Consider the following 26,215-nt stretch of genomic DNA (forward strand, 5'->3'; position numbering starts at 1 on the left):
TGGTCTTCCGCGACGCCACCACCGGCGAGGACGTCCTCGACCAGGACGTGACCGGCGGGTTCCGGGAACGCTACGAGACCCCCTACATCGTGGCCCACCGCGCCGACCTGCATCGTTTGTTGGCCCGCACCGCCGAGGAGGCCGGGGTACGGGCGCACAACAGCGTTTGCGTGGAGTCGGTGGAGGAGACCCCCGACGGGGTGCGGACCCTGACCACCGACGGGCGCGGGTTCACCGCCGACGCCGTCATCGCCGCCGACGGCATCAAGTCGGCGGTCCGACGACAGCTGTTCTCCGACGACGAGCCGGTCGCCTCCGAATACGTGGCGTACCGGGGGGCGATCCCCACCTCGTCGGCCGCGCACGCCGAGGACCTCGACTCCGTGGTGGTGTGGCTCGGCCCCGAGTGCCACCTGGTGCAGTACCCGTTGCGCGACGGCGAACTGTTCAACACCGTGGCGGTCTACCGTTCGGAGAGCTTCGCCGCAGGGCGGCTGGAGTACGAGGGCGATGACGAGCTGCGCGCCGCCTACACCGACTGCGTGCCCGCCGTGCGCGACGCGCTGACCAACGTCGACGACGCCGTGCGTTGGCCGATGTTCGACCGCGTACCCATCTCGACCTGGAACAAGGGGCGGGTGTGCCTGGTCGGCGACGCCGCGCATCCGATGCTGCAGTACCTGGCCCAGGGCGCCTGCCAGGCCCTGGAGGACGCCGGGACACTGGAACGCCTGGCCGAACGGATCGTCTTCGGCCCCGACGGTGATGCCTCCCGCTGGCCCGAGGTGTTCGGCCGGTTCACCGATCTGCGTCAGGCCAAGACCTCCCGGGTACAGGCCATGGCCCGGATGTGGGGCGAGGCCTGGCACGTGACCGGTCCGGTGGAACGCACCGTGCGCAACATGCTCTTCAAGTCGGCCGACCGACACGGGATCTGGGAGTACACCGACTGGCTGTACGGCCCGCAGCCGGCCGACGACCTCGACGCGGCCCCGGCGGAGCCCTGAACACAGGTCGCCCACCGCGTCTGCGCTCCCCTGGTGGTCCTGATCCTCATCACCTCCCGTGCATCCGCCGGGTCGTCCGCCGAGAGTGGTGGGGGGCGGACCGCTAGTCTGCGGGCATGACGGCCGATCGCCCCCTTCGCACCTCTCCCACCGTGCCCGAACCGATCCGCCACCGGCGGACCTCATGGTCCAGGGACCCCTACGCCCTGGGCTCGTACTCCTACCTGGCCCCGCATCGGCTGGGCACGTCGGTGCGCACCCACCTGGCCTCCCGGGTGGGTGCCCGCCTGCACTTCGCCGGTGAGGCCACCTCCTCGGAAGCGCCGGCCACGACCGCCGGCGCCCTGTCGAGCGGGCGGCGAGCGGCCCGGGAGATCCTGCGCACCGCACGTCGCGGGCAGAGCGTCACCGTGGTGGGGGCCGGTTTCGCCGGGCTCGGTTGTGCTCGTGCGCTCAGCGACGCCGGCATGGCGGTGACCGTCATCGAGGCACGTGACCGGGTCGGCGGTCGGGTGTGGACCGAGTGGGACGGGGACCTGCCCGTCGACCTGGGCGCCTCCTGGATCCACGGCCACAAGGGCAACCCCGTGACCAGGCTGCTCAAGGCCACCGGAGGGCGACGGGTCGAGTTCGACTACGACAGCGTCGCCGGCGCCGACCCGGCCGGTTACCGAGAGCTGGAGCGGTACGTGGAGGGGATGGACGAGCACCCCCGAGCGGACACCACGCCCATCTCCGCGCTCCTTCCCCGGAACCCCTCCCCCGCACTGCGTTACGCGGCCAACACCGTCTACGCCCAGGAGTACGCGGCCGAGCCGCACGAGTTGGCCATCAGCGCCGACGAGGAGGGTGTGGGCGGGCGCGGCGGCGACCTCCTGCTGCCCGACGGGTACACCGGGCTGGTCGCCCACGTCCACGGTGACCTGCCGGTTCGCACCGGGGCGGTGGTGACCGCCGTGGAACACTCCGACGGCGGCACCGTCACCCACCTGGCCGACGGGGAGCCCGTGGCGGCGGAACACTGTGTGGTGACGCTGCCGATCGGGGTCCTCAAGGCCGGGACGGTGGAGTTCCGACCGGCTCTGCCCGAGACCAAGCGGGAGGCGATCGGCGCGCTCGGGTCGGGGCTGTTGGACAAGTTGTGGCTGTGGTTCCCGCACGTGTTCTGGCCGGCCGACGTGGACGTCCTGGAGTGGCCCGACCCCCTCGACCCCGGGCTGTGGTCGTGGTGGCTCAACGGGTACAAGGCGTTCGGGCGGCCGGTGCTGCTGGGGTTCAACGGTGGTGACCACGCCAGAGCCCTGGCCGGAGCCTCCGACGATGCCGTGGTGGCGAGCGCCATGGACGCCCTGCGACGTATGCACGCCCGAATTCGGGGAACCGGTCCGGGTGTCCGGTCGTCTCCCATGGTGTGACGACCTCCGAGAACTCCCAGACACCTTCGATGCCCGAGTCCGCGAAGCCGGGTGCGGACACCGCGCGCCCGGGCCGGCGCCGCCTCCCGCTCGTCCTGGCCGCCGTGGCCGTGATGGTGCTGGCTTGTACGCCGTTCGTGTGGCAACTGTTCGCCACCTCCGATCACCGGTACGGCGTCGAGAACGTGCCCGAACGCCCGGTGGCCCTGGTACTCGGCGCCGGGGTCCGCCCCGACGGGGTGCCCAGTCACCTGCTGGCCCAGCGCCTGGAACTGGCGGTGGAACTGTACGAGGCCGGACGGATCGAGGCGGTGCTGGTCAGCGGTGACAACGGCGTCGAGCACTACAGCGAGACCGACACCATGCGCGACTACCTGGTCGAGGCGGGCGTCCCGGCGGATCGGATCGTCGGCGACCACGCCGGGTTCGCCACCTGGGACTCGTGTGCGCGCGCCGCGGAGGTCTTCGGGGTGAAGGAGGCCGTGGTGCTGACCCAGGACTTCCACGTGCCAAGGGCGGTCGGACTGTGCCGGGCCGCCGGCATCGACGCCGTGGGCGTGGGCGACAACAGCTTCCGCGAACGCGCGACGGCCACCGTCTACGGGTGGATGCGCGAGGTCCCGGCGGCGGTGGCGGCCCTTGGCACGGTCCTACTGCGTCCGGACCCCACGTTCCTGGGTGAGCCCGAGACCGGCGTGGACGAGGCCCTGGCCCGGGCCGCCGAGGAATCGGCGACCCGCTGACCGGGCGGTGACGTGCTCCGCTCTCAGCGACCGCCGAACAACCGACCGAACAGGCCCGGGGGCGCCTGCTGGGGCTGAGGGGCCTGCTGGTCGGGGGTCGCCTGGGGGGCGGGCTCCGGCTCGGGTTCGACACCGACCAGGGCACAGAACTCCTCGGCCTCCTCGGGCAGGGACCATGCGGCGAGGGTGGCGGTGAACTCCTCGTCCTCCCACGCCGAGGCGGGAAGCTCCGCGATGGCCCACAGAACCTTGAGGGTCTCCTCGTCGTAGTCGGCCTGGGCGTGCTCCTCGGGGGTGCGGTCCTTGGAACGCGGGCCCAGCACCAGTTCGAGGCCGACGCCGGTGACCAGGGCGCGGGATTGGTCCTCGCCCTTGATCAGGCCGGGCAGGATGTCCAGACGCAGTCGGCGGGTGCGGTCCCCCGCGCGGCCCAGCGCCAGGAATCCCAGGACCTGCGGGGAGCGGGGACCGCAGTGCGGCCACGACTCGTTGAACAGGCCCTCGTAGCCCATGGAGGTTCCGCCACCACGGCCGATCCGGCGCAGGCCCTCGCGGGGGGTGTTCTCGCCGTGGATGAGGACCATCGCCACCGAGGCGGCGAAGGAGTTGTAGAGGTTGCCACCGGCCATCTGATGGGTGAGACCGACGGTGGTGTCGATGTCGTGCGGAGCGGCGAGCAGGCCGAGGGCGAAAAGTTCGGCGGGCAGCGGCTCGGAGTGGCCACCGCCGCCACCGGAGGCCTGCTCCATCGCGTCGCGCAGGGAGGTGGGGGCCTTGGGGGTGGGGCGCAGGTCCTTGGCGAGGAGGAACTGAGAGGCGGCGGTGATCTCGGAGACCACGCGCTCGGACTCGTCGGGCAGGAACGCCAGCAGGTAGCTCACCCACTCGCCGGCGCGGTCCAGGCCGCCCCGGTTCGCCCCGCCGTGCAGGAGAGCGACCAGGTCGGGAACCCGGGCGAGCACGGCCTCGTAGGTGTCGAGTTCGGCCTGCAGGATCTCCGCGCCGTCGTCGGACTCCATCACGGCGAGACGGTTGCGCATCCGGTGGTGGTGCTGCTCGTCGGGGGCCTCGTCCATCCAGTTGCGGTACTGGGCGCGTACCTTCTCGGCGTCGTTGGAGACGGCCCAGGCCACCTCGTCGCGCCACTGGTCGAGGTCGCGGTGCTCGGGGAATCGGTCCTCCGCGTGGGCCGCGACCAGTTCCAGCAAGAGGCTCAGGGGCCGCCACCGGTCCATGTCCGGGGTCTCGTCGGAGGTCGCGACATCGACGAGGTGGTCGACGATCTTCGGTGCGGCGCGGTGGCCCGGCTCCGGGAACCGGATGATGTCGTGGAGGTCGGACAGCGCGCTGTCACTGCCGGCGACCCTGTCGAGGAGTTCGGGGATGCGTTCCCCACCCTCGGGGGCCAGGGAGGCCCGGTCGACGTCGACGGCGTTGTCTTGTGGTTCGTTTCCCGTGGTCGCGTTCATATGCCCGATTATCCCGGCTCGGGCAACAGCTCTGAGCCCCGATCTCCCCTGTCACCACCGCCATGCCCCTGCTCGTGCCGCCATGATCGGCGCTGCGAACAGGATCATCGCGGGTCCGGTCGCCCGGCCATGATGGGGGCGGGGCGCAGCACGGCGTCCTTGAGGGCCTTGAAGGCGGCGGGAACCTCGCGCAGGTAACCGATCACGGTGGAGCGTCGACGGGCGCCCAGGCTGGAGTCGCCCACCCCCACGGCGTCGATGCCGGCGGCCCGGGCGAGCGCGATGGTGCGGGGCAGGTGGAAGGACTGGGTGACCATGGTGGCGGCGTCCACCCCGTAGTACTCCTTGACCCTCACGCAGGTGTCCCAGGTGCGGTAGCCGTGGGGATCCGCCTCGACCCGGTCGGCGGGGACCCCCTGTTCGACCAGGTAGCGGGTCATGGTGTCGGTCTCTCGCCGGGACACGTCGCGGTTGTCCCCGGAGACCAGGACACGATCGACCTTGCCTTGTCCGACCAGGTCGACGGCCAGGTCCAGGCGTCGGGCGAGCAGCGGTGAGGGACCGTCGGGCCAGGCGGCGGCGCCCAGGACCACGGCGACGGGGCGGTGCGGGACACGGGCGAGGCCGGGACGGCGTCCGAATCCGGCCAGACGCGTCCATGCGAACGGCGCCAGGGCGAGGGCGATGACTCCGACCACGATCGTCCCGATCCAGATGAGCACGGCCGCCGCCTTCCGATGTCCGACACGGCCCGTGCCGTGCGCCCCACCATCATGGCGCACGGCGATGGCGGTCAGGTCAGGAAGGCGGTCCAGCCCCCGGCCCGCTTGTGCCGCACACGCAGGGCGCCGCCCTGGGCCGCGCCGGTGATGACGAAGTGTGTGGCGTCGCTTCGACGGATCGAATCGACGTCCGAGCGCACGCTGCCGAACCAGGAGGAGTCGATGTCGACCTCGGCGGTGGCCCCTTCGGGCAGGATGATGTCGGCTCCGCCCCAGGACGCGTCCACCCACACCTCCACCACCGGGGTGGTGATGCGGGCCTCGCGGAAGTCGAGCTTGGTGGAACCGAAACGGGCATCGATCTCGATGCGGTGCGGTACGGTCCAGTCGCCCTTGCGGACCAGGGAGTCGCCCTTGGCCTTGAGCTTCAGTGGCGGGCCGGCAGGCCCGGTCGGGGTGTGCCGCGGGGCGACCGCGCCCGTGGGGGCCGGGGAGGACAGGCCGCCCGCGCCCGCGGGAAGGTCTGCGACGATGGGTTCGAGGTCGGCGTAGGTCTTGGCGCTGTAGACCGCGTTGAGGCGCTCGTCCACCTCCGCCAGGTCCAGACGCCCTTCCCCCGCGGCATCCCGCAGGATCTCCGCGACCTGGTCGCGTTCGGCGTCGGAGATGCGCATTCGGCTCATGTCGTTGGGGGCCACGTGCTCGTCCCGCTCCTTCTGCCTGTTTTGTCAGACCCACGTTAGAGCATGTGGAGCGTCGGTGGCGGTTCGGCGGACTGCGCGGTCGAGGAAGGCGCCCCCGCCCCGCTTTGGGCCGGACGGGAGGCGGGTACTGCTTCTCTAGGGTGGTTGAGGACTCTGCCGGGGTAGGACGGACCCCGGCAGAGTCCTGAACCACGCGTGATTCCCTCCCCCGGTATCACCACGATCCCGCAACGCACCCCGCCCCGCACAGAGCGTGTCCGCAACCGGCCAGACAGTGAGCATGGCGCGGGGACGCCTCACGTTCTCCAGGCATTGCCCGAACGGTCGCTTCGCCGGGTTTCGGCCCCTCCACCCATAGTCGTCCGCCTTTGCCCCTCGTTTCCCCGCGTTCCCAAGCGAGAGGGTTCGCCACACCCTCGCGCACCTGATTTCGGACAGCACATTAAACGGGTTTTGGACACAAGCATCATCGGAGAAGCCGCAGGTCACGGAGAGCCGCTTGCGAAGGCTCGAAAAACCTGACGACCGCCTTCGAACACCCCTTCGCAAGCCATGCCTTGAACTGCGCAAACCCGAAAATCCAAGGGTTCCCGAAATCTCCCCTTCTTCGCCTTCACGGCAGCGTTTGCCCAAATTCCACGGCGAGCATGTTCCAAGTGAACGCGAACGGTCGCCCGACCGGCTTCCCTTCGCGCGACGCCCATCCGATCCGACCAACCAGCAGAGCCACCATCAGGTCGAAGACCGGAGGAGACCACGACGTGTCCGCCCTTGCGATCGCCCCGACGTTTCTCAGCGACTTCAACCGCCTCGCGCCCGACGTCCAACTCGGAACCCTGGCCGTGATGCGCGCCTACCAGGCCGGAGAGGCCACCGACCTGGAATCCGTCGCGGGCGCCGCCGACCCTCGTGTCCGGGTCGTGTCCATCGCTCACGACTGGACCGGCGTCATCGCCCCCGACCCGGGCGCGGAGTCCCCTGAGGACGAGCCGGCGGAAGAGGACGCCGATGGCCCGCGCTACCGACTGCTCACCGTGCGCCCGCGCGCCGAGGCGCTGCGCTACGCCCAGAACCTGCGTCCCCGGGCCCTGACAGACGCGCCCGTCGAACTCGGACTCGGCATCGTCGACCTCACCCCGGTCGGTCCGCCCGAACTGTCCGGCGCCCTCAACGCGCCCTTCGAGCAGTGGCAGATCACCCTGCACCCGGACCAGCAGAAGGTGACCTCGGGGCACTTCAACGGATCCGTGCAGGTCACCGGGGGCCCCGGCACCGGCAAGAGCGTGATGGCGCTCTACCGCGCCGCGCACCTGGCCGAAGTGGACGCCGCGGCCCACCCCGAGTCCGGCGAGGAGTCGGTGCTGCTCACCACCTACAACCGCGCGCTGGCCCAGTCCCTGGCCGACCGCCTGGACCGCCTGCTGCCCGACCCCGACACCAGGTCCCGTGTGCGGGTGGTCACCATCGACGGCCTGGCCCGTTCCGTGGCCCAGAGCCACAGCAGCGTCGCGCCCCGGATGATCGGCAAGGACGAACTCGTCCAGAGGTGGCGTGCGGTCGCCCTCGCCGACGGGCTGCCCTTCTCCGGACGGTTCCTGGTGGACGAGTGGGAACAGGTCATTTTGGCCAAGGACCTGGAACGACCGGCCGACTACATCCGCTGCGAGCGCAGCGGTCGCGTCCAGCACCTGGCGCCCGAACACCGTCGTCAGGTCTGGGAGACCGTCCGACGCTACGTCGGCGCGATGCGGGTGGAGGGGTTGTGGTCCTACCCCCAGCTGGCCGCCGAGGCCGCCCGTCTGCTCACGCGTTCGGGACCACTGTTCCGCCACGCGGTGGTCGACGAGTCCCAGGACCTGCACCCGACTCAGTGGCGGATGCTGCGCGCAGCGGTCCCCGAGGGTCCCGACGACCTGTTCATCGTCGGTGACCCGCACCAGCGGGTGTCCGACAACCGGGTGTCGCTGGCCTCGCTGGGCATCAACGTGCGCGGTCGTGGCCACCGACTGCGGGTCAGCTACCGGGTGACGCAGGAGATCCTCGACTGGAGCATGCCGATCCTGGGCCGCCGTGCCGCGCTGGGCATGGACGACGACGCCGACACCCTCGCCGGCTACCGTTCGCTGCTGCGCGGCCCCGCCCCGGTGGTCCGCGGCTGCGACAACCGCACCGAGGAACTCCACGCCCTGGGCGACTGGGTCCGGGTGTGGCTGGAGGCCGGGGTGAACCCGGCCGAGATCGCGGTGGCCGGGCGCAACCAGTGGGTGGCGCGCGGGGTCGCCAAGGAATTGGAGGCACGTGGGATCTCCACCACACCGCTGGAGGGAACGGGTGTGCCGGGCGCGGTCCGGGTGGGGACGATGCACCGGATGAAGGGACAGGAGTTCCGATGCGTGGCCCTGATCGGCGTGAGCGACCACCTGCTGCCGCCCAAGGCCGCGATCGAGGCGGCCGACGGTGACCAGGTCGCCCTGGAGCACGCGATCCAGCAGGAACGGACCCTGCTGTTCGTGGCCTGCACCCGGGCGCGGGACGCGCTGTACGTCTCGCACGTGGGCCGACCCAGCCGACTGATCGCCGAGAGTCGCTGACCGAGGCGCACACTCGAAGGGGCCGGGACGTCCCGGCCCCTTCGTTCACTCCCCCGCGGCGAAGTTTCCGTCGAGGTCGGGGATGACCATCCGATCGGTGAAGGCCATGGGTTCACCGACGTCGACGTCGGTGACGTACATGATCGGCAACAGCAGCGGCGGTGGGAAGTCCGGTGTGAAGGTGAGCGGAATCCCCAGAAGCCGCAGACTCATGCTGGTGACGTGGAGTTCGACGTTGCCCTCCATGTCCATCGAGGGCAGGTCCAAGGATCGGCGGGTTCCGGATTCGTTGAACCAGAGTTCGCCGCCGCTCATCTTGGAGCTGCTCATCGTGATCTTGAGGTAGCGCCGTGGACCGTCGGCGGTCGGGCACTCCACCACGCCTTCGTAGCCGGCGCCGAACATGGTGAGGCTGTCGGCGGTCAGACCGGACTCACGGGTGGAGCCCTGGAAGCAGTCGTATTCGGAGGCGACCGCCACCTCCGGGTACTCGCCCTCCTCCTGCGCGGCCCGGCAGGCCCGGACCATGTCGAGGAGTTCCTGCTCGTCCTCGACGACGGCGTCGTCGCCTAGGGCGAGTTCACACGCGGCCGGGTCGGCGTCCTCATCGTCGGACTCCTCCTCGTCCTCCTCGTTCGCGTCCTCTTCCTCGGGGTCCTCCTCCGTGTCCTCGTCCTCACCGGGATCGGTTTCCTCGGGGGGTGTCCCGGGATCGTCGGAGGGGCTCGCGGAGGGTTCCTCCCCGGGCTGCTCCTCGGACTCTTCGTCGTCGGGCAGCAGCCAGTCCCAGGGCCACCCCAGGGTGGGGGCGGGGGCCGCGGCGATGGTCATGACGGCGGCGAGGGGGAGGGCGATCGCGGCCAGGGGCCGGGTGCCACCACGCGGTTCCTCGACGGTGGCGCCCTCGGTGGAGGTGTCGGAGTCCCGGTTCGCGGCGTTCTCGCCTTCCTCGGCCTCGTCGGGGGCCTGGGATTCCTTGGCCCGGCGCCGCCCACGGGGGCGGTTCCGGGCCTCGGGGCCCCAGGCGAACACGAGCGACCCGCCGACGATTCCGAGCAGCATGCCGATGACGAAGCCACCGAAGTTGGAGGTCACGAAGGACACCAGGGCGAGCATCAGTCCGACCACGCCGAAGAAGGTGTGCTGGGCCGGCTGCAACCAGCTCAACACACCGATCACGATCAGCAGTCCGCCGATGAGGTTGCCGGAGACACCGGCCATCCCGGAGAAGACGAGTAGGTCGATGGGCAGGATCAGGCTCTGCGCGGCCGGTGCGACCAAAAGCTCGATACCGGCCGCGACGAGGAGGAGACCGCCCCAGAACGGCCGAGTACGCCGCCAGTTCCGGAACCGTCCCCATCCCGTGCGGAGCAGGGTCATCGCTTGGGCCATGGGATCAGAAGCACTCGTGGTTACCGGGCTTGATGACCAGCCCCAGACCGCTCAGACGCAGCGAGCCGGAGGTGACCGCCCAAGAGGTCAGTTCCATGTCGTCGACCGAGATGGTGTCGGCCTGCAGACCGAAACCACCCTCCGGCCCCTGGCCGCCGTCGGTCTTGTCGAGGGTGCCGGCGTCACGGCCGATCTCGATCGCGCCGAACTCCGCGTTGCCCTGGAGCTGCTCGATGTCGATGACCATCGAGGTGCCCTCGACCGGCTTGTCCTCACCCGCGGTGATGACCAGGGTGGCCTCGCCGATGGGCAGGTCCCACAGGGAGGACATGCACAGGTTCTGCAGCTCTGCGGTGTTCACGGTGGACAGACCGATCGGTCGGGCCGAGCCGTCGACCGATTCGGCGACGTCGCCGTACTGGCTGAAGCCGTTGCCGCTGAGGTTGTCGGCGGACATCTTGAAGCTGTCACCGGAGACCGCGAAGGAGGCCGCGAGCACGCCCTGGGTGGTCAGGCCACCGAGGACCGCGGCGGCGACGAAACCGGGGACCGCGAGCAGGGCGAACCTGCGCCAGCGTGTCCCACCGTTGCCTTCGTGCTGCTCAGGCGAATCCTGAGACGCCTCCGGCGCCTCGTCGGGTGCCTTGGGCATGTGTACCTCCAGAGGATTCCGCCGTCGGGGGACGACGAGGGGGAAGGACTTGCGCCGACGCACGCCACGTGTGTTACTTGAAACACACCCTACTCGGCGGTAGTGACGAACATTACAATATGCATTGTCACATTTCTAGATGACGCCATCTTCGTTGCGGACTCGTATCCGGCTCATTACGGACAACTGCCGCCCGACCTGGGAAGTAGAGGCCTGAACCCATGTCCCCTCAGAGCACACCAGACGCCGCACCCGAGGAATCGGACGATCGTTTCGACTACGACGTGGTCGTGATCGGCTCCGGCTTCGGTGGATCGGTGAGCGCGCTCCGCCTCACCGAGAAGGGCTACCGAGTCGGCGTCCTGGAGGCCGGCCGGCGCTTCACCCCCCAGACCCTGCCGTCCTCGTCCTGGGACGTGAAGAACTTCCTCTGGGCCCCACAGGTCGGCATGTACGGCATCCAGCGCATCCACCTGCTCAAGGACGTCATGATCCTCGCCGGGGCCGGCGTCGGCGGGGGTTCGCTCAACTACGCGAACACCCTCTACCACCCGATGGACCCCTTCTTCGAGGATCCGCAGTGGCGGCACATCACCGACTGGAAGTCGGAGCTGGCGCCCTTCTACGACCAGGCCCGTCGCATGCTCGGCGTGCGCACCAACCCCTCCATGACCCCCTCCGACGTGCACCTGAAGGCGGTCGCCGAGGACATGGGGGTGGGTGACACCTTCCGGCTCACCCCCGTGGGCGTGTGCTTCGGCGACGGTCAGGACGGCACGGGCGACAAGGCCGCGCCGGGCGAGTCCGTGGGCGACCCCTACTTCGGTGGCGCCGGCCCCGATCGAAGGGCCTGCACCGAGTGCGGTGAGTGCATGACCGGTTGCCGCCACGGCGCCAAGAACACGCTCACCGAGAACTACCTGTACTTCGCCGAGCGGGGCGGAGCCGAGGTGCACCCGCTGACCACCGTCGAGCGGGTGCGTGAACGCCCCGAATCAAAGGGCGGCGGTTTCGCCGTCGACACCCTGCGCACCGACGCGCCCCGTCGCAGGAAGAACGCCCGCACGTTCACCGCACGCCAGGTCGTGGTCGCCGCGGGAACCTACAACACCCAGAGCCTGCTGCACCGGATGCGCGACGAGGGGCTGCTGCCGCGCCTGTCCGACAAGCTGGGCACCCTCACCCGCACCAACTCCGAGGCTCTCGTCGGCGCGATGAGCAGGCAGGTGCCCGCACCGGAGGACCTCACGCGCGGCGTGGCGATCACGTCCTCCATCCACCCCAACGACAACACCCACATCGAGCCGGTCCGCTACGGCAAGGGCTCCAACGCGATGGGGCTGCTCACCACCATCCAGGTGCCGGGGGGCGGAAGGATCCCGCGTTGGCTGCGCTACATCGGGCTGGTCCTGCGCCACCCCTACGTGTTCGCCCGCAGCTTCTCCAACCGACGCTGGTCGGAACGGACCATCATCGGACTGGTCATGCAGTCCCTGGACAACTCGCTGACCACCTCTGTCGAGCGCGGCCTGTTCGGCGGCCGCAAGAAGCTGACCTCCAGGCAGGGGCACGGGGAGCCCAACCCCACGTGGATCCCCGAGGGGCAGGAGGCCGCGACCCGCCTGGCCGAACGCATCGACGGCTACCCGGGCGGAACCATCGGGGACCCGTTCAACATCCCGATGACCGCGCACTTCCTGGGCGGCTGCCCGATCGGTGACAGCGCCGAAAGCGGGGTCATCGACCCCTACCACCGGTTGTACGGGCACCCCGGGCTGCACGTGGTGGACGGTTCGGCGGTCACCGCGAACCTGGGCGTGAACCCGTCCTTGACGATCACCGCGCAGGCCGAACGAGCGCTGTCCATGTGGCCGAACAAGGGCGACGAGGATCCGCGCCCGGAGCAGGGCGTCGAGTACCGGCGGGTGAAGCCGGTGTTCCCGCGCGACCCCGCGGTTCCGTCGGGCGCGTTCGCCGAGTTGCGCTACACCACGTCGTTGCCGCTGACCGTGGTCGAGCCGGGTTCGGAGGCCGCGCAGGTTCCGGAGCCCGGGGACGCTCCGCAGGGGGCCTGATCGGCGCGGTCTCGACACCCGCTCGCCTCGCGGTACCCGTTCGGGTCCGGTCCCGTGGTCATCGGCCGGGCCCGGCGGGGACCTTCGTCTCGGGGTGGGGCGGCCGGTCCAGGTCGACGGGGCTGAAGGGGCGACCCGCGGCCTGAGCGATCTCGGTCCGCCTCGGGGCTCAGGAGGGGCCCGTGGAACCCTCGTATCCTTCGGCGTCCTGTTCCTGGAGCTTCTCCAGGGCCTCGGCGAAGTGGTCGCCCATGACGTCGCTGAGGTGGTGGGCCATCTCCTGGGCGAGCACCGCGTCCACGGCCTGTTGGGCCAGGGGCCGTACCCTGCGGACCAGTTCGGAGATCTGGTCCACCTCGTCGGCCTGGATGACGCTTCCGGGGGTGTACTCGCTGATGATGTGGTCCGACACCGTTCGGACCATGTGCTCGGAGACGTCGCCGATCCGGTTCCTGAGGTTCTCGGCGATGTCGAGGACGGAGCCGACCGTCATGCCGAGCCTGACCAGCTCGACCCCGGCGTGGAACAGGCGCGGACTGGGGATTCGAAAGCGCAGGCCGTCGCGTTCGATGACGCGCAGCGCGAGGGCACGCCTTATGGTCCTGGGGGTCACCTCCTTGCCGAAGAGTTCCCGAAGCTCTCCGAGGCCGACGTAGTCGGGGATCTCATCGCTCCAGGCGTCACCGATGGCCGACTCGAAGCCGAGGATCTCCGACAGGTCGCCCCCGCGTTCCCACACTCGGAGCATCTCGCCGATGTTGGCGAAGGTGTAGCCGCGGCGGAGCAGTTGTCCGATCAGCCGCAGGCGCGCCAGGTGCGCCTCCGAGTAGATGCCCACTCGCCCCTGGCGGCGTGGTGGCGCCAACAGCCCTCTGTCCTGGTACACCCGAACGTTGCGCACCGTCGTTTCGGCGAGCCGGGCGAGTTCGTCAATGCGGTATTCGGCCATGGCACCACCCTAGAGACACGGCGGGGCCGTACTCATGGGTAATCACGTCCCTTCAGCCCGGCGGCCCTCGTCGACGACGATCGTAACTTTCCCGGGCGAACCGCACGAGCCGGTTCACCGCTCGCACCACGAACACCCGGAACCTACTCGCGAGTAAATAACCGGCCTCGCCCCATTGCATTGTGACAATGCTCGTTGTAACGTTCCGGCAATGACTGTGGAGGAGATCACATGACGGCCCCCCTGCCTCGTCACCTGCGCCGGCTCCCCGGCCAGAACGCCATCGTCACCGGCGCTTCCGGAGCGTTCGGCAGCGCGACCGTCGCGGTACTGCGCCACCTCGGCGTCAACGTCGTCGGCATCGACCGCAAGCCCGCCCCCGGTGTCATCGCCTGCGACATCACCGACGACCAACAGGTACGCGAAGGCGTCGCCGAGGCGGTGGAACAGCTCGGTGGCGGCCTGGACCTGCTCATCCACTACGCCGGGGTCGGCCCCTCCGTGGACATCGGCCACCTGCCCGACGCCCACGCGCACCAGGCGCTGGAGGTGAACCTCCTCGGCACCTGGCGGGTCACCGCCGCCGCCATGCCCCACCTCGTCCGGTCCCGAGGCCGCGTGATCGTCACCGCGTCCCTGCTTGCCAACCTCCAGCTGCCCCTCGCCGGCGCCTACACCGTCTCCAAGCGCGCGGTCTCCGCCTACGCGGACTGCGTACGCGCCGAGTACGGCACCCACGTCGGCGTCACCACCGTCTACCCGGGCTTCGTCGACACCCCGATCCACGAAAGCTCCCGCGCCACCGGAGCCTCGCTCGACGGCGTGGTTCCGGCCGAGACCGAGCGCGACACCGTCATGGCGGTGGTCCGGGCCGCCGGGGCCAAGCACGCCCCCCGCGACATCGCCTCCACCGCCCTGGGCACCGCGGCCCTGCACCTGACCCGACACTTCCCCGGCACCACCGAACAGGTCGTGTCGCTCCAACTCGGCCTACTTCTCACGGACGGCACCTTCGCCGACGCGGAGATCGCGCGAGGGCTCCACTCGCGCCACGGCACCCAGTACGCACCTACCGCCCTCTCCTGAAGGAGGAGCCGATGACCGCCGAAGTCGCGGGCAAGCCCAAGATCACCGACCGCGAGGACATCGCCAAGCGTCTCCTACGAGGCTCCGCCAAGGCCTCCTACGACCCGCTCATCGAGATCGACTGGGACGCCCCCGTCGACCCCGACATGTGGGCGATCCGGCCCGAGCGCATCTCCCTCTACGGCACCCACCTGTGGGAACAGATGACCGACGCCCAGCGCAAGGAGCTGTCGCGTCTGGAGGTGGCCAGCATCGCCACCATCGGCATCTGGTTCGAGACCATCCTCATGCAGATGCTGGTCCGGCACACCTACGACAACGACCCCACCACCCTGCACGTCCAGTACGCCTACACCGAGATCGCCGACGAGTGCCGGCACACGGTCATGTTCGCGAAGATGATCGAGAAGCTGGGGTGGGAGGCGCACAGGCTCGACCCGGCCGCACACCAGCTCGGACGACTCTTCAAGACGATCGCGCACGGCCCGCTGATCTTCGCCGGCGCCCTCTTCGTGGAGGAGGTCCTGGACCAGTTCCAGCGCGAGGCCATCCCGGACGAGGAGGTCCTCCCCCTGGTACGCGCGGTCGCGCGGATCCACGTGACCGAAGAGGCCAGGCACATGCGCTACGCCCGCGAGGAGTTCAAGCGCGACTGGCCGCAGCGCGGCGCCCTCAACAAGGCCTACAGCCGTGTCGTGCTGGGTCTGGTCACCTACTACTCCGCGACCCGTCTGATCAACCCGAAGGTCTACGAGCAGGTCGGGCTCGACCCCAAGGAGGCCTACCGGGTCGCCAAGAAGAACCCGCGCTGGATCGACACCAAGACCTGGGCCTCCCGCAAGGTGGTCGACACCCTGGAGACGGCGGGCGCGATCTCCGGCCTGGGCCGGTACTTCTGGAAGAAGGCCGGACTGCTCGGCCGCTGACCCGCACCGGCACGACCCCCGTCCGGGACCGTCGTGCCCCGAGAACGCCGTCGTCGGAAGGCGAAACGCGCCACGTCTTCCGACGGCGGTCCCGACGCCGGGGCCCGAGGGCGAACGCGCCACGCCCTCGGGCCCCGGCCCCTCTCCCCGGCGGACGGTACGCATCATCCCCCGGGGCATACCTACCGGTCGGTAAAGTAATACGTCCCGATCGGGACCACGAAGGGAAGAGCGACGTGACCGAAGCAGTACCGCACTACCGGGTCGCCGTCATCGGCTCCGGTTTCGCCGGCATCGGCATGGCGGTCCGCCTCAGGCAGGCCGGGCTCAAGGACTTCGTCGTCCTCGAACGATCCGACGGCATCGGGGGGACCTGGCGGGACAACTCCTACCCGGGCGCCGCCTGCGACGTCCCCTCCCACCTGTACTCCTTCTCCTTCGCGCTCAACCCGAACTGGAGCCGCACCTTCTCCCCCCAGCCCGAGATCTGGGACTACATCAAGCGTGTGGCCGGGGAACACGGCGTCGACCAACACGTGCGCTACGACAGCGACGTCAAGGCCGCCCACTGGGAGCCCGACCGGAACCGGTGGCGGATCGAGACCGACAGCGGAACCCTCACCGCCCAGTTCGTGGTCAGCGGGGCCGGTCCGCTCGCCGACCCCTCCCTCCCCGACATCAAGGGCATCGACACCTTCGAGGGTCGGCTGTTCCACTCCGCCGAGTGGGACCACGACCACGACCTGACCGGCCGCAAGGTCGCGGTGATCGGCACCGGCGCCTCCGCCATTCAGTTCGTGCCACGGATCCAGCCGAAGGTCGGCCGGCTCACGCTCTTCCAGCGCACCGCGCCGTGGGTCATGTTCCGCCACGACCGCGACATCACCGGGCCGGAACGGTGGCTGTACCGCAACGTCCCCGGCGCCCAGCACGTCGCCCGCAAGAGCATCTACTGGGGGCGCGAGAGCTACATCTTCGGGTTCGCGAAGAAGCCCTCGTTGCTGAAGGTCGTGGAACGACTGGGCCGGGCCAACATCAACCGCAGCGTCAAGGATCCCGAGCTGCGCCGCAAGCTCACACCGAACTTCCGCGCCGGCTGCAAGCGCATCCTGATGTCGAACGACTACTACCCGGCGCTGGCACGGCCCAACGTCGACGTGGTCACCGACGGCATCGTCGAGATCCGTCCCGACTCCGTGGTCACCCGTGACCCCTCCGGTCGGGAGACCGAGCACGAGGTCGACACCATCATCCTCGGCACCGGCTTCCACGTCTCCGACCCGCCCATCGCGCACCGGGTGTTCGATTCCAAGGGACGTTCACTCGCCGAGCACTGGGGCACCGACGCGCAGGCCTTCCGGGGCACCACGGTCAACGGGTTCCCGAACCTGTTCGTACTGGCCGGGCCCAACACCGGCCTGGGCCACACCTCACAGGTGTTCATGATCGAAGCCCAGATCCGATACACGATGCAGGCGCTCAAGTTCGTCTGCGGCAACCGCATCGACCGACTCGAACCGCGGGCACAGGCCCAGCGCGCCTACAACGAGATGGTGCACGAGTCGATGCGGGGCACCGTATGGGTGACCGGTGGCTGTGACAGCTGGTACCTCAACGAGGAGGGCCGCAACACCACCCTGTGGCCCACCTTCACCTGGAACTTCGCGCTGCGCACCCGCTGGTTCGACCCGCACAACTACGAGCTGCGGCGGATCCGTTCGGCCCGTCGATCCGCTCGCACCAAGACCACCGCGCTCTAACGGAGGAGGAACACCATGAGCGGTTTCGACGACGACGAAGAGGAGTACCGGGGCACGGTGACGATCCTGTTCTCCGAGGAGGCCACCGAGGGCCCCGAGGTCAAGGCCCACATCGCCGGCCACTTCTCCCCTTTGACCGGCGACTATCGCTGGACGGGCCGGCTGTCCGCGCATCCGGACGTCACCAAGGCCTACCAGGAGGGGGTGCGGACCGTCGTGGTCCTCACCCCCGACGGACACCGGGGCGTGGGCGGTCTCGACGCCCCCAACCTGTGGGGCGGCCACCCCGTCAACGGAGTGGGAACCCCGCCCTACGCCGTCCCCCAGATCGTCCTGGAGGACGACTGAGGGGAACCGAACGTCCCCCGGGTCACGCGCCGTCCCGGGGGACTCCCCTCCCCCCACCCCCTTTCCGCACCGACACCCGAGAGGTGATCCGATGGCGACACGACACGTGGGCCACGCACGGGAACTCCAGGTCCGTTCCGCCGACGGAACCCTGCTGCACGTGGAGGTCCGCGGACCGGACGACGGTCCGACCGTGGTCTTCTCACACTGCTGGGCGACCTCCCTGGCCTCCTGGGGTCGTGTGGTCCGGCGGCTGGACCCCGGCCTGCGAGTGGTCCTGTACGACCAGCGCGGACACGGCCGCAGCCAGACCCCCATCACCAGGGCCGGCTACGGCACCGAGAAGCTCGCCGACGACCTGTGCGCCGTCCTGACGGCCACCGTCCCCGAGGGGGAGAAGGTCGTGGTCGCCGGGCACAGCATGGGCGGCATGACGATCATGGCGTCCGCCCCGCGTGAGACCTTCCAGGAGAAGGTGGGCGCGGTGCTGCTCACCAACACCGGCAGCACCGACCTGCCGGCGAAGTCGACGGCGATCCCGCTGCCGGGCCCACTCGGAACCCTCGGCGCGAAGGTCTTCCTGACCGCGCCGCTGCCCCTGGGTCCGGCCACCCCGGTCAGCGAGCACATCTTCCGCTACCTGGTCATGGCCAAGGGCACCGACAAGGCGACCAGACACCTGTGCGCCCGCCTGGTCCACGGCTGCGGCAGTGTCCCCCGAGGCGAGTGGGGACGGGTCATGACCGCTTTGGACCTGGACGACTCCGTCCGCCGGATCACCGTCCCGACCGTGGTCGTGGGCGGCTCCGAGGACAAGCTCACCCCACCCTGGCACGCCCACCACCTCGGTGGTCTCCTGGAGAACTGCGAGGAGGTACGGGAGATCCCCGCCCTGGGCCACATGGGTCCGTTGGAGGTGCCGGACACCCTCGCCGAGATCGTCGACAAGCTCGCCGTCGATCTCCCCTCGCCCCGCTGAGGCGTCGACCCGCCCGCCCCTCAGGCGGGCAGGTCGGCCTCGGCCAAGATGGTCTCCAACTCCTCGATCCCGTAGTTGTCGACGATGAGGATCTCCGGTCCGTCGAGCAACCAGGAGCGCTGTTCGTAGATCATCATCCGGTTGACCGGGGAGAGCGGGTCCGCGCAGGCCCCGGCGCCGAACGCGTACGAAGCCTCCTGTGCTCCGACCTCGACCGTGGTGTGCTCGAACTCCTCAAGGTCCTCGCCTTCCCTCCACTCCCTCAGCTCCGCCCAATCCAGACAACCACCCGGATCGGTCCCTGGATGGAACCGTCCCTGGACACCATCAGGTCCCACGATGGGCTGCCACGCTTCACCCCCGTAGGCGATTCCACCCGGTCCGAGAACCTGGACGTGGTGGCATTCGTGCGGCTCCGCTTGGTAGCCCCAGGTCCAATCGACCTCCTCGCACCCCTCCTGACCGCCGGGGTAGAGAAGCAGCCACTCCTCGGTGACCCGCTCCGCCTCGACGGAGAAGTTCCCGAACTCCTCTTCCAGGGTCAGGGCGGTCCAGCCCTCGGGGAGGGTGAGCGTCATGCCCCGGAACTCCGCCCGTTCCAGATCCGGTTCGGTCGCGGGGTCGGAGGCGGCGACGGTCTCCTCTGCCCGCCCTGGGAGGATGGGCTGGTCGGAGTACATCCGACCACCCACCCAGGCACCCGTGACGACGGTGACGGCCAGGGTCGAGGCGACGACGGAGGCGGTGACCTTGCCCATCCCCGCGACGGTGCCCGCGCCGGCGGCCTTGGTGGCGACCACTCCCGCACCACCTCCGGCCAGGGGTGCCGAACCCGACAGCGTCGCCACCGAACCGGCGGCGATCCAGGTGCCGCTTCCCCGTACCATCGGGAACCCGGTCCACACCCGCCCCAGGAGCGCGTGCAGACGCTCGCGCGGACCCTCGCCCGGTTCGCCGGCACCGGCCAGGTCGAGCAGCTTCGTGAACGCCTCCACGGCGCCGGGTCGTTCGACCGGATCCCGGGACAACGCCGCCGAGACCAGGGGCAGGAGCTCCTCGGGGACCCCTTCCAGGTCGGGTTCGGACGTGCGGGTCCGCGCGATGAGTGTGGCGGTGTCCCCCTTACCGAAGGGCCCGTGCCCGGTCGCGGCGTAGACGACCAACCCGCCCCAGGCGAACATGTCGACGGCGAGGGTGTCCCGCCCTCCGTCCAGGCGCTCGGGGGCGACCCACCCGGGGGTACCGAAGATCCCCCTCTCCGGGGCGTGATCGTCGGTGGCCCTGGCGATGCCGAAGTCGAGGACCTTGGGTCCGCTCGGGGACAGGATCACGTTGGCCGGCTTGAGGTCACGGTGCATGACACCGGCCTGGTGCACCGCGGCGAGCGCCTCGGCGGTACCGGCGGCGAAGGACAGGAGCCGCTCTGCGGTCAGGACCCCGTGTTCACGAACGTGGTCCTTGAGGGTGCCGCCCGGCACGAACTCGATGGCCATCCAGGGTCTTTGCGCGTGGGGGTCGGCCCCGAAAAAGGCTGGGGAGCACTCGGAGTCGACCCTGCTCAGGAGTTCGGCCTCCCGGACGAACCCCGCGCGGAAGACGGGATCGGCGGCGTGGCGGGGGTGGACGACCTTGACGGCGACGTGCCGATCGGTGGAGTCGAGCGCGCCGTAGACCACGCCCATGCCACCCTCACCGAGCCGGCCGACCAGCCGGAAGGGACCGACGGCGAGCGGATCGCCCTGGACCAGCGGGGTGAACCCGGTGGGTGGGGAAGGTTCGGACGGGACCGGACGGGGGCACATGGCGCCTTCTCCTCGTATCGGGGATATCCGATGGGATCACCCGAGGGAGCGGTTCGTTCGCCCGAGTACCCGGGGCCCGTCCAATCGCTCAGGCGGGGTCGCGCGTCAGGGTGGGGATCACGTGTTCGGACACCTCCGAGTGAACCTGGTGCAGGCGGGCCTGGACGGCACGGCGGAGTTTGGCCAGGCATTCGACCAAGGTGATGTCGTCGCCGACCATGCCGCCCTTGGCCACCACCGGGGTTCCGTCGAGCGGGCCCCCACTGAGGTGACCGTGGATCGCCAGGGGCACCACCTCACCGCCGACGTCGAAGGCGTGCACGCCCAGCTCGTCCAGGACGCTGGCGACCAGGTCGCCTCCGGTCAGGTAGAGACCGCTGGGCAGGGCGTGGGGGCCCACGCGATCGGCGAGTTCGTTGACCACGTCGGAGACCAGACCCGCGAGCCGACCGGGCAGTTCGGCGCGGGACTGGGGTGGCAGCTCCCGGACGGCCTCGGAGCCGGTGACCAGCCGCAGCACGCAGAGCTCGGGAAAGCCCGAGGACGAAAGGTGCTCGGTGAGCTCCTCGGCGACCGCGTCGGCGTGGTCGTCGTCGGGATCACTGAGCCGCACGGCGTCGACGTCGACGAAGCGCACCGCGCCGGTACGGGCCACCGTGGCGAACTGGCGCCTGGTGAGCTCGGTGGTGCTGCCGGCCACCGCCAGCATGGGCCCGCGCGAGCCCGCCTGGCCGCGCAGGCGCAGGGCGTAGGCGAGCAGCGCTCCGGCAGGCCCCGGGTCGACGGCCACCCAGACCGTGCCGTCGGAGTGGTGCGCCGAGGCGGCGGCCTCGGCGATGTCGGTGAGGTGCTGCTCGGTGGAGGCGTCACAGACCACGATCGGTTCGTCCCCGGCGAGGAGTTCGGCTGTGAGCATCTCCTGAGTGATCCGCCGGATCGGCACGTGCCGGACGGCCAGGTCGGTCTGGGCGCCCAGGATGTCGGCGACCACGCCGGTGGTCATCGGAAAGAGCGGGTCCCGGGCCAGGTCGGTGTGTTCCAACGGAACGCCGTTGACGAGCTGCACCCCGTCCTCGGTGATGCGACCGGAGCCGGGGAAGGCGGGGGTGAACAGCACCCGCACACGGGTCTCCGAGGGCACTCGTTCCCGGACGGCGTCGTAGGCGGCCTCGACCTCGGCGCCGATGTTGCCGCGCAGGGTGGTGTCGGTGCGCTTGACCACGAGCCCGACCGGCCACACCGCCTCGATGACGTCGGTGACCAGGTCGGCGGCCTGTTCGGCCGGGACGTGCCGGCTGTCCAGGTTGGCCACGACCACGTCGTAGTCACCGGCGACCCTGCTGACGTGTTCGGGGGTCACCGTGGCCACCCGCATACCGGTGCGGGCGAACCGCGCGCCGGTGGCGTTGGCACCGGTGAGGTCGTCGGCGACCACGAGTACCTGGGCCACGGGTGTCTCCTTCGGGTGCGTGAAGCCTGGACCTTCCTTCTTCCAACATAGAGCCAAGCGGGGGTACGGAGAGCGTTGTCCACAGGGCGGTCGACACCGAACCCACCGGTGGCGACCGCCCCTCGGCCGGCGCCGGTCAGCCCTTGCCCGGCTCCACCACAGAGCGGGTCCGGGCGCTGTGGCGGGCCGCCTCGATGACCTCCAGTCCGTGGATCACCTCGTGCGGGTCCACCGGCAACGGTTCTCCCTCACCGACCGCGTCGCGTACCCCGACGTAGAACTCCTGGTAGGCGCCTCGCGCACCGGGCACCGGCCGCGACTCCCCGTCGACGCCGAGGGTGCCCCACTCGCTCTCGGACAGCACACCCCAGTCAGGGGCCGTGGGGCTCTCCCCCGCGACCAGACGCGCCTCTTGACCGTCCATGCCGTAGGAGGTGTAGCCGCCCCGGTCGCCCAACACCCGGAAGCGGGGGCCGTTCCGTGCGCTCAAGGCGCTCATCCACAGGTGGGAGCGGGTGCCACGGGTGTGTTCCAGCGCGAGGAACACGTCGTCGTCGGCGCGCACCCCGTCCCGTAGGGCGTCCACCTCGGCGTAGACCGAGGCGACGGGGCCGAACAGGTTGACGGCCTGGTCGATCAGGTGCGGACCCAGGTCGTACAGCAGACCGGCGCCGTGCTCCACGCTTCCGCTCTCCCGCCACGTCCCCTTGGGCTCGGGGCGCCAGCGCTCGAATCGGGACTCGAACCGGTGGACCCTGCCCAGGGAACCCTCCTCGATGATCCCCCACAGGGTGAGGAAGTCGGCGTCCCAACGGCGGTTCTGGTAGACGGTGAGCACCTGGTCGAGCTCGGTGGCCAGGTCGGTGAGGTCGCGGGCCTCCTCGGCGGTGAGCGCGAACGGTTTGTCCACGACCACCGCGAGCCCGGCCTCCATGGCCGCACGGGCCAGCGGGGCGTGGGTCTCGTTGGGGGTGCTCACGACGGCGATCTCGTAGCGCCCGGCGTCGGCCCACAGGTCATCGACGGAGGGGTACACGACCACGCCGGGGTAGCGTTCGCGCGCGGCGGCCTGTCGGGCGGGCGACCCGGTGACCACTGCGGACAGTCGCAGACCGGGGACGGCGTCGATGAGCGGCGCGTGGAAGACCTCCCCGCCCTTGCCGTAGCCGATGAGGGCGACGTGCAGTTCGGGTCCGTCTTGCGCGGGGATGCCCTGACCAGGGCTGGTGGGTGCGTCGACCATGCCACCAATGTACTTTTCCCGCCGGGCCTCCTCCGCCCCGCCCGCCCACACGCGAACCGGACGGTGAACTCGTCGAACACAACAAACCAACGCAAGATTTCGGATTGTTACGCAAGATTTTGCGCAAACTCTGGACATCGAGTCGAAATCCTACTTACATCGGTCACGCATGACCCGGATCACAAGCGCCGTACAGCGCGAGTACGTGCCGAAGGAGCCCCCCTTGCCCACAAGCGGCTACCGCCCCCTGCTCCCCGTGGCCGCGGCCACGGGAGCCCTCGTCCTATTGGTCTCCGGCTGTGACTACCTCAGCGGAGGTGGCGGCGGCACCGCCGACACCTCCGACATCGACTGCTCCCCCTACGAGCAGTGGGAGGACACCGGCGGCACCGTCTCCGTCTACGCCTCCATCCGCGACGAGGAGGGCGATCGGTTGGAGGAGTCCTGGGCCGACTTCGCCGCCTGCGCCGGCATCACCGTCCAGTACGAGGGCAGCGGCGAGTTCGAGGCCCAGTTGCCCATTCGCCTGGACGGCGGCAACGCCCCCGACCTGGCCTTCATCCCCCAGCCCGGCCTCCTGGAGCGCTCGGTCCAGGACGGCCACGCGGTTCCGGTCGCCGAAGGTGTCCGCGAGAACGTCGAGTCCGGCTGGAGCGAGGACTGGCAGGGCTACGCCACCATCGACGACGAGCTCTACGGCTCGCCGCTCGGCGCCAACATGAAGTCCATGGTCTGGTACTCCCCCGCGTTCTTCGACGAGAACGGCTACGAGGTCCCCGAGACCTGGGACGACATGATCGCGCTCAGCGAGGGCATCGCCGACGACGGCACCAAGCCCTGGTGCGCCGGCTTCGAGTCCGGTGACGGAACCGGCTGGCCGGGCACCGACTGGATCGAGAACGCGCTACTGCGCACCTCGGGCACCGACGTCTACCACGACTGGATCTCCAACGACGTCGCCTTCGACTCCCCCGAGGTCGTCGAGGCCTTCGACCTGGCCGAGGGGGTCCTGCGCAACGAGGACTTCGTCAACGGTCCGTTCGGCGGCGTGGACAGCATCGCCGTCACCTCCTTCCAGGAGGCCGGGCTGCCCCTGCTCGACGGTGGCTGCGCCATGTACCTCATGGGCTCCTTCTACGCCGCGCAGTTCGAGGAGGACGTGAACATCGGCGAGGACGGCGACGTCTACGGCTTCGTGCTTCCGGCCATGGAGGCCGACGGCGAGGTGCCGATCATGGGCGGCGGCGAGTTCACCGTGGCCTACGACGACCGTCCCGAGGTCACCGCCATGCACGAGTACCTGTCCTCCGTCGAGTTCGCCGACAAGCGCGCCTCGCTCGGTTCGTGGGTCTCCGCCCACCAGGACCTGGACCGGTCGCAGCTGCCCGACCCGACCGACCGGTTCACCGCGGAGGTCCTGAGCGACCCCGACACCGTCTTCCACTTCGACGCCAGCGACACCATGCCCTCCTCCATCGGCACCGACGTCTTCTGGACCGCGATGATCGACTGGGTGACCGGCTCCGACACCGAGGACGTCCTCGAAACCGTCGAATCCGCCTGGTAACCCGGCCCCCCGGCCCGCCGGGGCGAAGGCGCGCGCGTGTGCGCCCGCTTCGCCCCGGCCATCCATTCCAAGGAACCACCCATGGAGTTCTCACTCCTGTCCGAGCTGCCCAAGCTCGTGTGGATGCTCATCGGGATCGTCGCGTTCCTCGCGGTCATCGGCCTGATGCTGATCCTCATCGACCTCCCCCGTACCCGCCGGGACCGATGGCAGGCCTTCCTCTTCCTCGCCCCCGCACTGATCCTGCTGGTCGGCGGGCTGGTCTACCCGGTCCTGCGCACCACCTGGCTGTCCTTCTTCGACCGCACCGGCACCGAGTTCGTCGGCCTCGCCAACTACCTGTGGATGTTCCAGCGCCCGGAGATCCTCCTGGTACTGCGCAACACCCTGCTGTGGGTGCTGTTCGCCCCGATGCTGGCCACGGCGATCGGGCTGCTGTACGCGGTGCTCATCGACAGGTCCCGGTTCGAGTCGATCGCCAAGTCGCTGGTGTTCATGCCCATGGCGATCTCGTTCGTGGGCGCCGGCATCATCTGGCGCTTCGTCTTCGCCTACCGTCCGGCCGACCAGGAACAGTACGGTCTGTTCAACCAGATCGTTGTCTGGTTCGGCGGTGAACCCAGACTGTGGCTGCTCAGTCAACCCATGAACACCTTCCTGCTCATCATGGTGCTCATCTGGGTACAGGCCGGGTTCGCGATGGTGGTGATGTCCGCGGCGATCAAGGCCATCCCCGCCGAGATCATGGAGGCCGCCCGGATCGACGGGGCCGGCCCCTGGCAACTGTTCGCCCGGATCACCCTCCCCTCGGTGTGGCCGACGCTGCTGGTCGTCATCATCACCATCACGGTGCAGACCCTGAAGGTCTTCGACATCGTCCGCACCATGACCGCCGGCAACTACGGCACCAGCGTGATCGCCAACGAGATGTACAGCCAGGCCTTCCAGCAGGGTCAGGTCGGTCAGGGTTCGGCCCTGGCCGTGATCCTGTTCGTCCTGGTCATCCCGCTGGTGATCGTGCAGATCCGGCGTACGCGCAAGACGAGGGAGCAGCTGTGAGCCGCCCGACCCCCACGGGCGGGGAGACCGCCCGCACGATCCCGGACGCGCGCTCCGGCGCCGCCGCCCGAGTACGCCGCCGGTTGAGCGGCGGCGCGGCGAGCCTGATCGCGCTCGTCGTCGCGGTGGTGTGGACGCTGCCGACCGCGGGGCTGTTCGTCTCGTCGTTCCGCCCGGCGGAGCAGATCCGTACCACCGGTTGGTGGACGTTCTTCTCCGATCCCACGGTCACCCTCGACAACTACCGGGACGTGCTGTTCGGCGGCGCCGGCGACG

At 69.8% G+C, this 26,215-nt stretch carries 21 protein-coding genes and 1 pseudogene; 13 read left to right on the top strand and 9 right to left on the bottom strand.

The window, feature by feature from the left end; translation table 11 throughout:
• From K8V84_RS17835 to K8V84_RS17845, 3 genes are all read left to right on the top strand, one after another.
• A partial coding sequence (locus K8V84_RS17835) for an FAD-dependent oxidoreductase (protein ID WP_304076331.1) occupies positions 1-1,007 on the top strand: 1,007 nt, incomplete at its 5' end.
• 116 nt (positions 1,008-1,123) lie between these two features.
• Positions 1,124-2,422, top strand: coding sequence for an FAD-dependent oxidoreductase (locus K8V84_RS17840; protein WP_304076333.1), 1,299 nt, complete (start codon positions 1,124-1,126; stop codon positions 2,420-2,422).
• 29 nt (positions 2,423-2,451) lie between these two features.
• Positions 2,452-3,165, top strand: a complete 714-nt coding sequence (locus K8V84_RS17845) for a vancomycin high temperature exclusion protein (protein WP_304076334.1) — start codon at positions 2,452-2,454, stop codon at positions 3,163-3,165.
• A 23-nt stretch (positions 3,166-3,188) separates the two neighbouring features.
• Here the strand turns inward: K8V84_RS17845 and K8V84_RS17850 are convergent, their stop codons facing one another.
• The 3 genes from K8V84_RS17850 to K8V84_RS17860 form a co-directional block, all read right to left on the bottom strand.
• The gene (locus K8V84_RS17850; protein WP_304076336.1) at positions 3,189-4,634 is read right to left on the bottom strand and encodes a hypothetical protein; all 1,446 of its coding nucleotides are present in this window, start codon (positions 4,632-4,634) and stop codon (positions 3,189-3,191) included.
• Between the two features lie 104 nt (positions 4,635-4,738).
• Entirely contained in the window at positions 4,739-5,356 is a 618-nt protein-coding gene (locus tag K8V84_RS17855) for a vancomycin high temperature exclusion protein (protein WP_304076338.1), read from the bottom strand.
• 71 nt (positions 5,357-5,427) lie between these two features.
• A complete protein-coding gene (locus K8V84_RS17860) occupies positions 5,428-6,054 on the bottom strand; it encodes a DUF1707 domain-containing protein (protein ID WP_304076340.1) in 627 nt (208 codons plus the stop codon).
• 767 nt (positions 6,055-6,821) lie between these two features.
• Between K8V84_RS17860 and K8V84_RS17865 the strand changes: the two genes are divergently transcribed.
• Complete coding sequence (locus K8V84_RS17865) at positions 6,822-8,651, top strand: UvrD-helicase domain-containing protein (RefSeq protein WP_304076342.1); 1,830 nt, start codon at positions 6,822-6,824, stop codon at positions 8,649-8,651.
• Positions 8,652-8,696: 45 nt separating this feature from the next.
• On the opposite strand, the gene K8V84_RS17870 is transcribed toward K8V84_RS17865, so the two are convergent.
• Both K8V84_RS17870 and K8V84_RS17875 read right to left on the bottom strand, forming a co-directional pair.
• The gene (locus tag K8V84_RS17870) at positions 8,697-10,043 is read right to left on the bottom strand and encodes a DUF6114 domain-containing protein (protein ID WP_304076344.1); all 1,347 of its coding nucleotides are present in this window, start codon (positions 10,041-10,043) and stop codon (positions 8,697-8,699) included.
• A gap of 4 nt (positions 10,044-10,047) precedes the next feature.
• Positions 10,048-10,695 (bottom strand): DUF6230 family protein, encoded by a 648-nt coding sequence (locus K8V84_RS17875; protein ID WP_304076346.1) that lies wholly within the window; start codon positions 10,693-10,695, stop codon positions 10,048-10,050.
• A gap of 221 nt (positions 10,696-10,916) precedes the next feature.
• Between K8V84_RS17875 and K8V84_RS17880 the strand changes: the two genes are divergently transcribed.
• Entirely contained in the window at positions 10,917-12,770 is a 1,854-nt protein-coding gene (locus tag K8V84_RS17880) for a GMC family oxidoreductase (RefSeq protein ID WP_304076348.1), read from the top strand.
• A gap of 169 nt (positions 12,771-12,939) precedes the next feature.
• Here K8V84_RS17880 and K8V84_RS17885 read toward each other — a convergent pair whose 3' ends face one another.
• On the bottom strand, positions 12,940-13,719 hold the full coding sequence (locus tag K8V84_RS17885; protein WP_304076350.1) for a MerR family transcriptional regulator: 780 nt from the start codon (positions 13,717-13,719) through the stop codon (positions 12,940-12,942).
• 231 nt (positions 13,720-13,950) lie between these two features.
• Here K8V84_RS17885 and K8V84_RS17890 point away from each other — a divergent pair, with 231 nt between their 5' ends.
• The 5 genes from K8V84_RS17890 (at position 13,951) to K8V84_RS17910 (ending at position 18,818) form a co-directional block, all read left to right on the top strand.
• Positions 13,951-14,805: an SDR family oxidoreductase gene (locus tag K8V84_RS17890; protein WP_304076352.1), complete on the top strand. Its 855-nt coding sequence runs from the start codon at positions 13,951-13,953 to the stop codon at positions 14,803-14,805.
• Positions 14,806-14,816: 11 nt separating this feature from the next.
• Positions 14,817-15,731 (top strand): diiron oxygenase, encoded by a 915-nt coding sequence (locus K8V84_RS17895; protein ID WP_304076354.1) that lies wholly within the window; start codon positions 14,817-14,819, stop codon positions 15,729-15,731.
• Positions 15,732-15,967: 236 nt separating this feature from the next.
• Positions 15,968-17,491: an NAD(P)/FAD-dependent oxidoreductase gene (locus K8V84_RS17900; protein ID WP_304076356.1), complete on the top strand. Its 1,524-nt coding sequence runs from the start codon at positions 15,968-15,970 to the stop codon at positions 17,489-17,491.
• Positions 17,492-17,506: 15 nt separating this feature from the next.
• Positions 17,507-17,839, top strand: a complete 333-nt coding sequence (locus tag K8V84_RS17905; RefSeq protein WP_304076358.1) for a DUF4873 domain-containing protein — start codon at positions 17,507-17,509, stop codon at positions 17,837-17,839.
• 91 nt (positions 17,840-17,930) lie between these two features.
• Complete coding sequence (locus tag K8V84_RS17910; RefSeq protein WP_304076359.1) at positions 17,931-18,818, top strand: alpha/beta hydrolase; 888 nt, start codon at positions 17,931-17,933, stop codon at positions 18,816-18,818.
• 20 nt (positions 18,819-18,838) lie between these two features.
• Here the strand turns inward: K8V84_RS17910 and K8V84_RS17915 are convergent, their stop codons facing one another.
• The 3 genes from K8V84_RS17915 to K8V84_RS17925 all read right to left on the bottom strand — a co-directional run bounded on the left by K8V84_RS17915 (position 18,839) and on the right by K8V84_RS17925 (position 23,313).
• Positions 18,839-20,620 carry a serine/threonine-protein kinase gene (locus K8V84_RS17915; RefSeq protein ID WP_304076361.1) on the bottom strand — a complete coding sequence of 594 codons (1,782 nt, stop codon included), beginning with the start codon at positions 20,618-20,620 and terminating at the stop codon, positions 18,839-18,841.
• An 88-nt stretch (positions 20,621-20,708) separates the two neighbouring features.
• The gene (locus K8V84_RS17920; RefSeq protein ID WP_304076363.1) at positions 20,709-22,070 is read right to left on the bottom strand and encodes a four-carbon acid sugar kinase family protein; all 1,362 of its coding nucleotides are present in this window, start codon (positions 22,068-22,070) and stop codon (positions 20,709-20,711) included.
• Between the two features lie 136 nt (positions 22,071-22,206).
• Positions 22,207-23,313, bottom strand: a complete 1,107-nt coding sequence (locus tag K8V84_RS17925) for a Gfo/Idh/MocA family oxidoreductase (RefSeq protein WP_304076365.1) — start codon at positions 23,311-23,313, stop codon at positions 22,207-22,209.
• A 223-nt stretch (positions 23,314-23,536) separates the two neighbouring features.
• On the opposite strand from K8V84_RS17925, the gene K8V84_RS17930 reads away from it, so the two are divergent.
• The 3 genes and pseudogenes from K8V84_RS17930 to K8V84_RS17940 all read left to right on the top strand — a co-directional run.
• The gene (locus K8V84_RS17930; protein ID WP_304076367.1) at positions 23,537-24,880 is read left to right on the top strand and encodes an ABC transporter substrate-binding protein; all 1,344 of its coding nucleotides are present in this window, start codon (positions 23,537-23,539) and stop codon (positions 24,878-24,880) included.
• An 81-nt stretch (positions 24,881-24,961) separates the two neighbouring features.
• Positions 24,962-25,939, top strand: a complete 978-nt coding sequence (locus tag K8V84_RS17935; protein ID WP_304076369.1) for a sugar ABC transporter permease — start codon at positions 24,962-24,964, stop codon at positions 25,937-25,939.
• A pseudogene (locus tag K8V84_RS17940) lies at positions 25,936-26,215 on the top strand (carbohydrate ABC transporter permease); the annotation flags it as partial. The gene K8V84_RS17935 and the pseudogene K8V84_RS17940, both read left to right, overlap by 4 nt.

This window comes from Nocardiopsis listeri (assembly GCF_020741345.1).
GTDB lineage: Bacteria > Actinomycetota > Actinomycetes > Streptosporangiales > Streptosporangiaceae > Nocardiopsis > Nocardiopsis listeri_A.

What these genes read in the sequence shown, in the direction of transcription:
- K8V84_RS17840 (WP_304076333.1), top strand. Translation starts at nt 1,124, where the DNA reads ATGACGGCCGATCGCCCCCTTCGCACCTCTCCCACCGTGCCCGAACCG.
- K8V84_RS17845 (WP_304076334.1), top strand. Translation starts at nt 2,452, where the DNA reads ATGCCCGAGTCCGCGAAGCCGGGTGCGGACACCGCGCGCCCGGGCCGG.
- K8V84_RS17850 (WP_304076336.1), bottom strand. Translation starts at nt 4,634, where the DNA reads ATGAACGCGACCACGGGAAACGAACCACAAGACAACGCCGTCGACGTC.
- K8V84_RS17870 (WP_304076344.1), bottom strand. Translation starts at nt 10,043, where the DNA reads ATGGCCCAAGCGATGACCCTGCTCCGCACGGGATGGGGACGGTTCCGG.
- K8V84_RS17875 (WP_304076346.1), bottom strand. Translation starts at nt 10,695, where the DNA reads ATGCCCAAGGCACCCGACGAGGCGCCGGAGGCGTCTCAGGATTCGCCT.
- K8V84_RS17880 (WP_304076348.1), top strand. Translation starts at nt 10,917, where the DNA reads ATGTCCCCTCAGAGCACACCAGACGCCGCACCCGAGGAATCGGACGAT.
- K8V84_RS17885 (WP_304076350.1), bottom strand. Translation starts at nt 13,719, where the DNA reads ATGGCCGAATACCGCATTGACGAACTCGCCCGGCTCGCCGAAACGACG.
- K8V84_RS17890 (WP_304076352.1), top strand. Translation starts at nt 13,951, where the DNA reads ATGACGGCCCCCCTGCCTCGTCACCTGCGCCGGCTCCCCGGCCAGAAC.
- K8V84_RS17895 (WP_304076354.1), top strand. Translation starts at nt 14,817, where the DNA reads ATGACCGCCGAAGTCGCGGGCAAGCCCAAGATCACCGACCGCGAGGAC.
- K8V84_RS17905 (WP_304076358.1), top strand. Translation starts at nt 17,507, where the DNA reads ATGAGCGGTTTCGACGACGACGAAGAGGAGTACCGGGGCACGGTGACG.
- K8V84_RS17910 (WP_304076359.1), top strand. Translation starts at nt 17,931, where the DNA reads ATGGCGACACGACACGTGGGCCACGCACGGGAACTCCAGGTCCGTTCC.
- K8V84_RS17915 (WP_304076361.1), bottom strand. Translation starts at nt 20,620, where the DNA reads ATGTGCCCCCGTCCGGTCCCGTCCGAACCTTCCCCACCCACCGGGTTC.
- K8V84_RS17925 (WP_304076365.1), bottom strand. Translation starts at nt 23,313, where the DNA reads ATGGTCGACGCACCCACCAGCCCTGGTCAGGGCATCCCCGCGCAAGAC.
- K8V84_RS17935 (WP_304076369.1), top strand. Translation starts at nt 24,962, where the DNA reads ATGGAGTTCTCACTCCTGTCCGAGCTGCCCAAGCTCGTGTGGATGCTC.